General features: G+C 55.2%; 5 protein-coding genes and 1 pseudogene. 1 reads left to right on the forward strand and 5 read right to left on the reverse strand.

The genetic code is table 11. The features are described 5' to 3' along the window. Nucleotides 1-94 precede the first annotated feature (94 nt). The 3 genes from AQ611_RS17890 to AQ611_RS25690 all read right to left on the reverse strand — a co-directional run bounded on the left by AQ611_RS17890 (nucleotide 95) and on the right by AQ611_RS25690 (nucleotide 9799). A complete protein-coding gene (locus tag AQ611_RS17890; RefSeq protein ID WP_146011730.1) occupies nucleotides 95-4867 on the reverse strand; it encodes a Tc toxin subunit A-related protein in 4773 nt (1590 codons plus the stop codon). A gap of 104 nt (nucleotides 4868-4971) precedes the next feature. Continuing rightward, complete coding sequence (locus AQ611_RS17895) at nucleotides 4972-8397, reverse strand: Tc toxin subunit A (protein ID WP_069235566.1); 3426 nt, start codon at nucleotides 8395-8397, stop codon at nucleotides 4972-4974. Between the two features lie 352 nt (nucleotides 8398-8749). Further along, nucleotides 8750-9799, reverse strand: coding sequence for a hypothetical protein (locus AQ611_RS25690; protein ID WP_146011729.1), 1050 nt, complete (start codon nucleotides 9797-9799; stop codon nucleotides 8750-8752). Nucleotides 9800-10491: 692 nt separating this feature from the next. Here AQ611_RS25690 and AQ611_RS24950 point away from each other — a divergent pair. Then, a pseudogene (locus AQ611_RS24950) lies at nucleotides 10492-10614 on the forward strand (transposase); the annotation flags it as partial. A gap of 139 nt (nucleotides 10615-10753) precedes the next feature. Here AQ611_RS24950 and AQ611_RS17905 read toward each other — a convergent pair. Further along, on the reverse strand, nucleotides 10754-11290 hold the full coding sequence (locus AQ611_RS17905) for a cytochrome P460 family protein (protein ID WP_069236371.1): 537 nt from the start codon (nucleotides 11288-11290) through the stop codon (nucleotides 10754-10756). Further along, nucleotides 11290-12336: an alpha/beta fold hydrolase gene (locus tag AQ611_RS17910; RefSeq protein ID WP_069235568.1), complete on the reverse strand. Its 1047-nt coding sequence runs from the start codon at nucleotides 12334-12336 to the stop codon at nucleotides 11290-11292. The genes AQ611_RS17905 and AQ611_RS17910 overlap by 1 nt, the downstream gene beginning before the upstream one ends. Nucleotides 12337-12555 lie beyond the last annotated feature (219 nt).

Raw genomic sequence — 12555 nt, forward strand, 5'->3', positions numbered from 1 at the left:
CGGATCGATCCTGATAGACCGGCGCCGCACGCACCGGTGAATGCTTGAATCCCGATTGGCATCGGATAACGGGCCCATGCGATGCACGCGGAGGTTACGCGGACAGCGTGCCTTCGACGTCTCGGGTGAACTTTGAATCGCCAACGAGCGCCGTATAGCGTATGTGCACGATCACGTCGGTCAATGCTTTTAACAACGCTTTCTGTGTATCCGACTTGTCGAACCGAGGGAACGAGAGGGTCCATCTCGAGACTGCTCCAGTCCCTTCGAACGGCAGATAACGTTCGTCACCGAAGTTCAACTCAAACTGGCCTGCATCGTTTAGGCCCGATGACAAGGCGATTTGCTGATTGGCACGCAGGTTGGTGACGATATTGGTGGCGTTGCCGGTCTTCGGGTCATCTAGATACTTCACGCCATCGATGTCTGCCTTGAGCAGCGTACTGCTCCTGGTCTGAGTCAATATGGCCTTGACGTCCTGATACGGTCCCAGCAGCGTCGGCAGACTAATCGCTATAGATTTGATTTGCCGCAGATAATGGCCAGGATAGTCTTTGTCGAATAGTTGCTCCGTCAGGCTGAAGTCAAATGCGCCGGAGGCCTTTTGGGCATCGAACATGGTTTGCCCGAGAAGATTCAACAGCGACGTCGTTCGTGTAATCTCCAGCCGCCGCTCATTGCGCGCCAGATAGGCTGCTTCCATCTGATGCAGATTCAGTTGCAACGTCTCGCCGACCAGCAGGCCACGATAGTGATCATTCCATGCGCCGGTCTGGATAAATGTCGTCGAAAAATCCCCGAGTTCATACTGCCAGCACGCCTGCGTCGACAGGCACAGCGATATGACGGCATCGTAAATCTGATAGTACAGAGCGGATAATTGGCCGCTTAGCCATTGATACAGTGTCGCCTGCGTGAAGCGGGTTTTCAGGAAATTCAGCATCGCCTGCGTTTGTGTCTGCTGAGCGACGAGGCGCGCCAGCTCGGTCTGCGCGGCCTGCTCGCGAATCGTTAGCGCGTCGAGCTGCTTGTTCAGCGCGTCGACCTCGGCTTGGGCCTGCTCGTACTGGATCTGCCAGTCCTGACGCCGCCGTCGATAACCTTCGCTCGTCGCCACCCTGTCAGCGATGACGTTCAATGCTTCGCTGCTCGCGATCAGTCCGTTGGCGATCGCCTCGGTTGGCCCCTCATAACGCATGCCGCCGTCCGCGAGACCGAAGATGTTCGGCGTGAGCTTCAGCGCGCCGCTGGCGATCATGAAGCCCTGTGCGCCGATCAATAGAGTTTGCGCCTCGGTATGCACGTCCATGACCAGTTGCTCTCCGCTCGAGATATTCTCGTCGTAGAGGGTGTAATAGCTGTCATGGCGCTGTTGCGCGGTGCTGCGATTGGCTTCCAGTGCCTGCCGGTCTGCGGCCAGTCCGTCGATGGCTTGTTGCTGCAGCGTGATCGCATAGCTCGACATGTCAAGCAGCTGCTGTTGTTGCAATTCCTCTTGGCCGGCGCGATCCGCTCTTTCTATCAGCGACAGCAAAGTGTCGCCAAAGCGGCTCAAGGTTGACACGGCGTTATACGCCCGCGGCAGGATCGCACTGAAACGATAGTGGGGAACCGTCAGTTGCGCGGCGCTGATGCCGCTCACGAGCGTACCCGATTGCGCGCGTTGCGAGAGCAATGCGACCGGATCCGCCGGCGGGGCGTAAAGTGGGAGCGATAACGGTTTGCCGTCGACCGTCAGGTTGTGCCGCAGGTTATACAGCCGTGAGTCGATCGTATCCCAGTGTGCGAGCATCAATGTATTCAGCGGCGCCTTGAAATACTTGTTGTCCGTCAGGCGAAGATAGCCGGCGTGAGCGCTCGGCAGCGTCAGCCACTCCTTGCTGTCAGCGTCGGACGCCCGCTCGAATTCACGCAATTCTTCATTGATCGCGGAGGCGAGTTTGTCCACGGTCCGCGGTATCCATGTGCTGCTCAACGATACGTCCGGGCGCGGCCCTAGCAGTTCCACCGCTAGGTTGTAAAGCACCCGCGCCTGTGTCAGACCGTCTCGCGTGAGCTGACGATACCACTGGTCACCTTGCGAGATCAGGTTGCTGACATACGAGATGAAGACGGCTTTTTGATAGATCTCAGGAGAGGCGTAAGCGAGCGCATCGGGGTCCAGCGGCGTTGCAAGAAGGCGGGAAAAATTCCCCCGGTCGACCAACGGACGCACGTTCCAGTAGGGCGGCGGCTGGATGCCGTCCACGGACGGTTTTTTTCCCATCGCCGGATCGAAAATATAGTGCAGCCACTGGCGCGCCTGGTCGAACGCCTGGTCGTTGCCGAAGCGCCACGCAACCAGGTATGGCAGATGGAAAAACAGTTCCCAGAAGTACAAGCCATTGGCGCCGCCGAAGTCCATCGGTTCGCCCTCGCTGCCGTCGACTTCGAGATCTGCCTCGAGCGGTTCCGCTTGCAAGACATAATCGAGCAGTGCATCGAGCCCCTTGTCCGCGGTTTCAATCAATTCGCGCACGAAGGTCGTATTCAGGCGCGTTTTGGCCGGCAGCGACGCGACGGGCAGCGACTCCTCGCGGAAGTCCAGGTATTGAACCAGGCCTCGCTTGCTGTCGTAGCGTGATTTCAATTGCGGCGGGTTGAGCGGTGCCTTCAGGTCAACTTTTTGGAGATAGACCTTGAACCATTTCCAGACGTAATTGAAATTTTTCGTGTCGGTATTACTGGGACGATAGAAGTGATCGTCGCCGACGATCAGGCAAACCGAGATATAACGCCGCTCCGCTGTAAAGTCGGATTCTGTAACTTGATGAATTTTACTGTACGGTGCGCCGGGCGAGCTGTTGGTGAGCGTGTAGAAGGACTCTCCATAATCAACTTCATTTGATTTGGCCGTGTAGAACCGGATTCCTTCGAAGAATTTTCGGGTGTCGCCGATCTTGCCGAAATTTTTAATCGACGCGAGTTTGTTGTTCTTGTTGTCGAGAAAAAATAGTGAATTGAGTGAATTGTTCTTGATGGAATTATTTGTCACGTCCTGCCCGTCGGACAAGCGGCACCCGGAAATATCCAAGGTCACGCTCTTCGGAGGGTCATCGTCCCATGCGATGTAATCGTGGAGTCCGATGTTGACGTGGAGATGGTCGTCGATCAAGCTGGCAGGGTTGCCTTGCGCGTCCAAATTGCACAGCGAGTATTGGTTTATCGGCAAGCTGTAGTCGCCAAATAAATCTTGCGAATACCTGATCGCGGTATTTTCAAACGTATAGAAATTGCCATTATTGCTGGCGTCTTTGCTGAGAGTATTCGCGTCGTCACCATGATATCGAATGGTTACGCCCCATTTCCCATCTGGTCGACAGAAGCCGAACCCAGTATTACCGTCAGAATTGGTGTCTTGCTGGGTGAACGTAAAATCATTCACAAAATCATCCTTGAGCATGAGTGTGGCTTTTATTTCGAAGGGGCCTTGCATGTGAATATAAGAACTCACTCCACGATCGCCGTGCACAAGATCCTCGATTCTCTCCCACCATTTTTCCAGATAGCTCTGGTCGCCCTTCGATGAACCGTGAATGTCGCCGCCATCAGGTGCTCTTTCATTCTCCTTGTACGCTTCTACTGACTCGATCTCGTACTTCTGCTTGTACAGCGCGTACTGCAACGTATTATCAGTATCTGTTCGGTCCTTGAATATCGCAAACAGCTCTTCCTTGAGTTGCGGCCCCAATGGAATGTGATGAAACGCGGAGTCGCAATATTGGTAGCCATAGACGGTCGGGGAGTTTTTCCCCTTCTCACCCTCAGCATTGAAGTTCCGGACGAATACGCCTAGCATCAGCCGACCGTATGGATTGGAGTCTGCGTCAAGGCTCGGTTCGTGGCTATGATCCACCGTTGCCAACAGGTTGACGGCGCGCAGATCAAAGTTTGACACTTCATCGATCGTCACCGAGGTGCGGTCGATCTCGCCGAATCCCGGATCGCCTTGCTGCCGAGTCTTCAAACTCGTGCTGTTGGGTGCTGTCCACGAGTCGTCAAAACGCTTGTAACCGAACTTCACGCGATAGACATGGCGCGTGGTGTTGGCGCCCGCGCCATCCTTGATTGGCACAGGATCGCGTTCGACCCAGGCGACATAGAGGCGTTCGTTATAGAACACGGGACGAACCGTGTGCTCCAGTATCGTGTCGCTTGCCAACGACAGGTCGATCGGCAGCCAGTCGCTCCAGCAATTGGGCGTGACTGGCTCGCCAGGGCGGCCGCCGTTCTTGCTCAGGTCCATCTGCCGCCAGAAGTATCGGTATGGCTTGGTTGTGGTGCGTCCGATGAAGTAATACGCGGCCGTTTTCAACTCGTCTTGCGTGATATAGCCGCTCAGCAAATAGAGATTGCTGACAGCTTCAAATTGATTCAAATAGGCGAGCGCCGCACTTTGCACACGATCAGGGTCGAGCTGGTTTTGATTGAGCGTCGTTTCGAGATCCTTGAAATAATGGCTTTTCTCGAGGCGGGTGATCGGCGAAATGTAATCTTCCGCGTAATTATGAACGTCGACGCCTGCGGCCCAGACGGCGTATTGGTTGTCGCCGTCGCGCCACGCATTCACATTTCCCGGCTCGACGGGTTGAAAGCCGGGTTCGGTGCCGTTAATGATGCGCGTGACGTATTGTTGGATGCTCGAAATCGCGCTGGCGACGCGGGTGGTGGGCACCTCATCGCCAACTTCGGGATCGATCAACAGATATTCGTACAGATCCTCGATTGTGAGCGGTGTATTGCCGACGCCCTTCAACGTCGGTGCGACAAAATTCATATAACCCGCCACCAGCGCATCGCGCTGCGACTCGTTCAATTGCTTTTCCATTGCGAACATCATGGAGGTCTACCTCATTACGATTGGAGCGAGCCGGCATGTCGCGCGTTCGCAAAATGGGTTGAGGGGGGCTTGCATGCACGTGTCATGTGCGGCTAGTGGCCGCCGCCGTTGACGTGAGTGGCGCCCGCGATCGATGCCTGCCCGACGGCTTGCCAGATGTCGTAGCTGCTGTCGCGGCTCAACTTGAAAGCTTGTTGTTGTTGGTTCACGGTCAGCCCGGTCTGGCTTTCCGCCTGTTGCAGTCTCAGGACGATGTCCAGTTGCGGCACTGTTTTCGCTATGCCGCCCAGCACCGACCACGCTGCGCGGACTTCATTGCGTTCCCAGCCCAGCAGGGTGGCCAGTGTGGTCGTCGCATGGTCTTCGTCCGGCAGCACGGTCGCATTGACTGCCTGCAGATAGGCCAGCACGTCGTCCTCGGTTCCATTGCTGCTGATTTGTGCGAGCAGCGCTTGATAGCGGCTCAGCATGTACATCATCTGCAGCGTGATGGTCTGGACGTTCTCCTTCGTCAACGCAAAGTACTCGGGATAAGCCAGTAACATCTGCAGGAGTGCGGGGCTCAGCGAGAAATACTGGCAGAGCAACGCACGACGCGCCAGTTCGCGTAAGACATTCAGCGGCAGCGACGGGATATTCAGCGGCGTGGTGACGGAATTACGCAGCGCCCAGGTCTCGCTTAGCCATTGGTAGATCGTATATCCGATCCAGCGCATCAACAGCGCGGGAAACGTCTGGTCCACATTCAAGGTTTGGGCGAGCAGGCTGATCGCCATGCCATGTTGGGTTTGGCGGGACTGAATGATCGTCGCATTCAGCGCCAGTTTCGCAAGGCTCTTATCGTCGTTAGTCAGTGCCTGGGCATCAACGGTGTCATTGATCGCCTTGATGATCCAGACATTTCGGCCGAGGATCTCCACATAAACCTGGTCGTCTGCGAGGTCAGTGACGAGGCCGGATGAATCCACGAGCTTCGCGGCAGACAATTCTTTCAGCCAGTCGATGCTGGGCGGAGCGCCACTCTGCTTGAGCAACGCATCGTCGACGAACGTCGCGGGCAGGGACTGCCAGACCTGCTGAATAAAGGACAACTGGCCGGCCGTTCCCTGAGCGTTACCTGCGTTATCGCCGAGGATGCCGCCCTGGAAGAATGGCAACTGATATTGTTGCTGCCAATTCGCAATGGCACTCAGCGCTTGCAACAGGCTGAGGAAGTCGTTGGTCAGCGGCGCGTCTTTTGTCGGTAGCGCGATTACGGGTTGACCTGCGAGTTGCTGCCACACCTCATCGGTGCCGCCATCGATCTGGTCGATCAATGCGCAAAAATCCTCGGGGCGGATACCGAGTACGCGCGCGAGCGACGCCAGCCGATAGAACGCGGACACGACGAAGATGCTGCAATAGAGCGTGCGCTCATTGGGGTTGCCGAATTGCTGGGCGATCTTGTCGGCGAACAGCAGGAACTGACGGTGATTCAGTCCGAGCGCCGTGCATATTTTTTGGACGCGATCATTATCGTCGTCGGTTGTTGCGGTATAGACGAAACTCTGGTTGTCGATCACGAGCGGGGTGTCGAATGCGCCGCTACTGTTGAATATTTGGTCGAAGAACGGCAGATCTGGTGTGATGGCGAACGGCGTGACGATATAAAGCCATGCGGCAAACTGCTTGGGCGTGACGCCGTGCGTCGATTGATAGTGCTTGAAAACGCCGAGCATGCGCAGCGTATTGTCATTCATCAGATAGGCTGGATTCTCTTTGTTCTCGGCTTCAATCGCAGAAGTTACCAAGAGGTCGATATCCTCGAACGGCAGACCAAGCCATTTCTGGAGCCGTACCATGCGGTTGATGCGATCCAGGCGATCGTCCGTCAGATTAGCGATGGAAAGCGTCTGATTGGCACTTTCCTTGAGATAGATCGCGTCGGGTAATCCAGCATGAATGTATTTCGCGCCATAGACGAAGGGCAATGCTGCTCCGATCGAGACAGGGTAAGTGCCATGTCCATTGGTGAAGATGGGATTGAGCTTTTCGAAATTGCCGGATTGAATGACCGTGTACGTGAGCTTTCCCCCCGCGGTGGCGCACAGCATTTTTTCGACATCGGGCACGGTCAATCCCGTTCGGGACGTCAATTCCGACATCAACGCCAATGCGAATACGTCGAGGTTGCCGCTGCCAAAGTTCTTCTGGTAGAACTGTTTTTGATTGCTGTTGTAACGCGCTTGACGGTCGTCGCTCAGAAAGAGCGAGATGGTCAGGTCGCGATACGGATGTGGTCGCGTAAATCCCTGGAAGCTGAGTCTGAATTGGTTGTACCAAGGCCCTCGAGATAAATTCAAGCTCGTGTTGTCGGCTTTGGAAAACCGGAGTAAGGGGCGGGAGTTATAGGGTTCACCTTGGATGGCGACCGCATCATTGATTTGAAATAAATTTTGGTCTTTATCGTTTCTTCCTCGAAGCGTAAGAAGCGACGTACCACTTCCGTTGGTAACGTATAGTTTGATGATCGAGTCCAGCGTGGTTTCGCCCGACACGATTACTTGTCCGGGGCGGCCACTGTAGTCGTCGACGATGCCGCTCTGTAGCGGCAGGACAAAGGCGCCGCTCGAGTAATAAGCCTCGTAAGGCAGCGATTCTGTCAACGATGGGCCGAGCCACTTATCCGACAACTCCGATAGTGTGAGATGGCGATGTCCGAAATAAGCCGGTTCGATGATGATTTGCTGCTGCTCTGGTGAGAACTGACTAGCCATGACCTGCAGGCGCACGAGTGCACTGGCTGCCATTTCGTTCAAGCTGGTACGGACTGCCCAGAAGTTTTGCGGAAAATAGAGGGATTGCGCCAGCGTTGCGTCCTGCAGTGTCGTGCCGATGACACCTTGCGCGGCCTGGATTTGCTGATGTCCATAGTGATACGGCAGCGTATTGGGGTAACGCGTTGTCGCAAGTAACGCGTTGACTGCATCTTGTCCGCTCAGCTGTTTGACGTTCTGAATTGCCGAGTTGAGAATCTCGTTGACCAGTTGGATCTGCGGAATCACTTCGTTAAGCGCCGCGTCGTTGATGACGAGTTGACCAATATCCGGCCGACGGTCCGCTAACTTGTTCACGTTATCACCGCTATCTTCCTCACCCAAAGCATAGTGATAGATATAGGCCAGGTAAGAGACAGGACCGTCGTTTGCCTCTGGCGAACCGACGGGCGCCTTGTTCTTCCAACTGCTCTTTTGATCCGGAAATAAATGCGAGTACTCGGGACCTTGCGCGGAGAATGCGCCATGCAAGGTTGAGTACTTGCGTTGAAATCGGTGGCTGATTTGGTGAGCGAAACCGATCGCCAAATCATAGATATCTCCGGTGTGCCGACCAAGCGAAGCATGATGCTTGCGAATAAATTGCTCGCGGGAAATGCGAGTGAAATCGAACACGGAGCGGTATCCCAATTTCGCTAGCGGCTCCTTGGCGAGTTTAAAGATATCTTCGATCCGTGTGATGAAAGGGCTGGCCGACGTCATATCGCTCTCTGGGTAGGTATGGCGAATAATTGCCTAGTGAATTGCGTAAAAATTCTGGAGCCAATATGCGCATCCCGATTAACAATGATTCGATATGACTGGTTTGCATGTTGGCGGACGGAGCTATAAATTTAAGTGCGCGAATGTTCTGAATTCAATCGAAAGTGACCGATGCATGTTTGATGCGTGGGTACGATATCTGGTGCCACCAGGTCCGAATAGACCTGAGTGAGGGTGAAATGAGGCATCTGATCTGTTATCCAACGGAAACGAGGCATGGAAGGCCAAGAACATTTGACGCAACTGTAGTCACGATCCGTTGGATACAGCGGATGCCTCGCTTCGGAATCGATCAATCGATAAAACTTGGAACGATCACGATGGCACCCAATTCTATCGAGGGTTCAATAATGAAATTGACGGTGCCGTTTTCAATTACGGGTATTCGGTAATTGTGCACAACACCGCATTGTTGTTCTTCTTCGAAGAGTTCTTCCGATTCTTGTCGGAGGGTGTGTTTCTGACGATACTCGATGGTAACTTTACCGTCTTTGGGAAACGCTTGTCCAGAAGGAGCGGTAAACGTAAATGCCATTTGCATCGACTGTGTTCCACCGCCCACATGGGCTGGTACGATAATCGGCTTGGTACTTACCTGGTCATGCTGAAATGTCCCGCTGTCACTATACGGAGAGGACAATCGTCGGTCGCTGCATTGCGCGCCCCAAGTTGTTCCGGGTTGCACGTTATGTGGTGTCAAAATAAAGTAGAATTGGCCGGGTTTCGAATTTAAATTGCTAATGGTTCCATATTGTGTAACATTGGAATTGGAACCCGAATTGAGTGAAATATTTCGTTGGGCTACGTTTGGATTTTCCTTGACCCATTGAGCGAATTTCGCATTGCTCGAAAATTCAGTTGGAATTTGAAATTTCTTGTTTTTATTGTTAACAACGGCAATGAAACACCAGTGTCTGTCGGGTGGCAGTTTGCTTAAATTGAAAGGCGCTTCTACTAATCCAATTTGGTTTTGAGGGATGTTTTGACTGAAATTGGATCCGGAATTGATTCCAAATTGATTGTCTTGAGCTGGGAGTGTGACGGAATTCCATTTTTCTGGTGACAAAAATAAAGAGGACTCTGCGTAGTAAAGGTTGACGTTGCCATACGTGGTTTGCTCGGAGAGGTTTATATTTTTGCAGCGGACATAGACATTGTTGTTGAGATTGTTGACTATGGGCTGCGCAATGTCCCGATTGTAGGTATCGACGGCTTGTTCGTAGGTAAGAACCTGTGTTCCATACGGAATGATGTCTGGCGATACCCATTCCATGCCTTCGGCGGGTATGTCGCCGACGTCTTCAGGGTTGATGCGCACTAGTAAACCAGAATACTTGGACATGAATTTTCTCCCGATGAATTCTCTTTCGTGAATCGAATAGACGGCTTGAGCTGATTCTGACGGATGACATCGACTGCACAATCGTTCAGCGTTGATGCGGGAGCGCTATGGCGACCTATTACCCGTGCCGAGGCGAAGCGGCATCCGTTCCCTCACGCTGTGTTTGGCGGTGCGTGAATGGTTTGCCGGATATGTCACTTAATATCGGAGGTTGGTCGATGTGTAATATTTGCTGGTATTCAGTGTGGTACGTGAAGTGCTCGACTTCATTATTTCAGGTATTTTTTTAGGGGGCAACTAATAAAATGGTGGGCTGAATGATTAATGCGGAATATTGCATTCCGGATTTAATTGTTTTGTTGAGAGTGGATAATTTGATAACTTGATATCGTTGTTGTGGTGTCGATATTGTGTTTTATATGAGATGGCATGAAGGCTGCTTCGTTGAAATGGAAATACACCGATCCTTCGCATCGCATCCGGTGCGATTTATCTGATTCAGTATGTCAGCTTGAGTTGAACGCACGTGACGCTTTGGCTACGTGCCCCGGTATTCGGGTAAGACAGATTGAACCTTCGTCAGCACGACAGGAATGCGGTGGCCGAATGCAAGTGAGGCGCGGGTCGTTTTGGATCGGTTAGCCTTTCGTAGACATCTTCGAGCCGTAATCCACGGCAACCGAGAGGTCAGCATGAGCGGCGCGCGATACACGGCTGAGTTCAAGGTCGAGGCTGTTAAACAGGTAACCGAGGGGAGCTACTCGGTGGCCGACGTGGCGAAGCGTCTGGCCATCGCGACATATAGCCTGTATGCCTGACATGCGAAGTTCGGTAAGCCCGATGAAACGCGCCGCCGCCGTGTGCTCCGGCTGATGAAGCGTGAAGCTCTGCGCGCATAGGTTGCCGCGCCCCGCGAAACGCCCGAGACGGCGCGGCAACGAAGCGGCATTCAAGTCATGGCGCGAGCCGCGTGAAGACGTAATCGTGGTTCTTCACGCGCGTCTGATGGCACGCGAAGCAGGTCTGATGCTGACCGATATCGGCGGGCGTGCCATTGACGAAGCGCCCGAACCCCCATCCGCCCGTGGATGGATAGCGACGCGAATCCTTCACCATTACCTGCACGGTCGTCGCCTGGCCGGGCACTGTCGCCGTCGGCAATTCGTCGGACTGCTTGCGTTTGTAGGCGAGCTTGACGAGGATCGTGCCGTCCGGGAACGGCAACGTTGCCTGCTCGAGCGCGCGGATCGCGACCGGATTGCCGAGCACCACGCGCAATTCGTCGAGCGGTGCGGCTTCTTCGGCAGGCGCGACCATTTCCCATTTGCGATAGCCTGGCGGAATCGTTACGCCGTAGATCGGCGACGTGGCCGGTTTCGACGAGTCGGCGCGCGCGGCCGGACCGCTCGCCGCAAGCGTGCCGGCCAGCAGCGCGACCGCCGCGAGCGCGCGAGCCGAACTGCGAAGCCCGATATTGATTGCCGGGCGCATCATAGATGCTCCACCTGCAGGATCGCATCGGCGAACGCCTGCGGCGCTTCCTGCGGCAGGTTGTGGCCGATGCCGCCGCTAATCGTGCGATGCTGGTAGCGGCCCGTGAATTTCTTCGCATACGCGGCGGGCTCCGGATGAGGCGCGCCATTCGCGTCGCCCTCCATCGTGATCGTTGGCACCGTAATCGTCGGTCCGGCGGCAAGACGCCGTTCGATTTCGTCGTATTGCGCTTCACCGTTCGCGAGCCCGAGGCGCCAGCGATAGTTGTGAATCACGACGGCTACGTGATCGGGATTACGGAACGCCGCCGCAGTGCGCGCATAGGTTGCGTCGTCGAACTGCCATTTTGGCGACGCGAGCTGCCAGATGAGCCTGTTGAACGCATCGCGGTTTTCGGCATAGCCGAGCGCGCCGCGCTCGGTCGAGAAATAGAACTGGTACCACCATTGCCATTCCGCCTTCGGCGGCAGCGGCTTGCGATTCGCTTCCTGGCTGCCGATCAGGTAGCCGCTCACCGATACCAGCGCCTTGACACGCTGCGGCCATAGCGCCGCGATGATATCGGCAGTGCGCGCGCCCCAATCGTAGCCGCCGAATACGGCGCGATCGATTTTCAACGCGTCCATCAGCGCGACGATGTCGGCGGCCGTCGCCGCCTGCTGACCGTTGCGCGGCGTATCCGGCGAAGCGAACGTCGTCGAGCCGTAGCCGCGCAGATACGGGACGATCACGCGATAGCCGGCGGCCGCGAGCAGCGGTGCGACATCGGCGTAGCTATGGATGTCGTAGGGCCAGCCATGCAGCAGAAACACGGCCGGGCCGTCCTTCGGACCGGATTGCGCATATCCCACGTTCAGCACGCCTGCGCTGATCTGATGGATCGTGTCGAACGACGCGCTGCCGCCGCTCGCGCGATTCGTCCGCGGCTCGTCGGCCGTCGATTGCGCACGGGCCGGACTGCCGAATCCCAGTTCGGCAAGGCTCAGGCCGGCCAGCGTCGTGCCTAGGATCAGGCGGCGTCGGGTATTCACGGCATCGGGCATGATTCGTTCTCCATGATGGGTCGCTTATGAAAGCGCTCTCGGTAAAGGCGTGGGCGCTCGGGAATCGCCGCGTTCGAACGCGATGTCGGTGACGTCACGCCGCCGCGCGCAACACTACGTTGATGTTTTATTCGAATCGGCCGCATGCTGTGTATCGCCGTGTATCCGCATCGGCGTGCGACACACGGCAATTCAAAATCCCGCGTCCATGCATGCGGC

This window comes from Burkholderia singularis, from assembly GCF_001718875.1.
Lineage (GTDB): Bacteria > Pseudomonadota > Gammaproteobacteria > Burkholderiales > Burkholderiaceae > Burkholderia > Burkholderia singularis.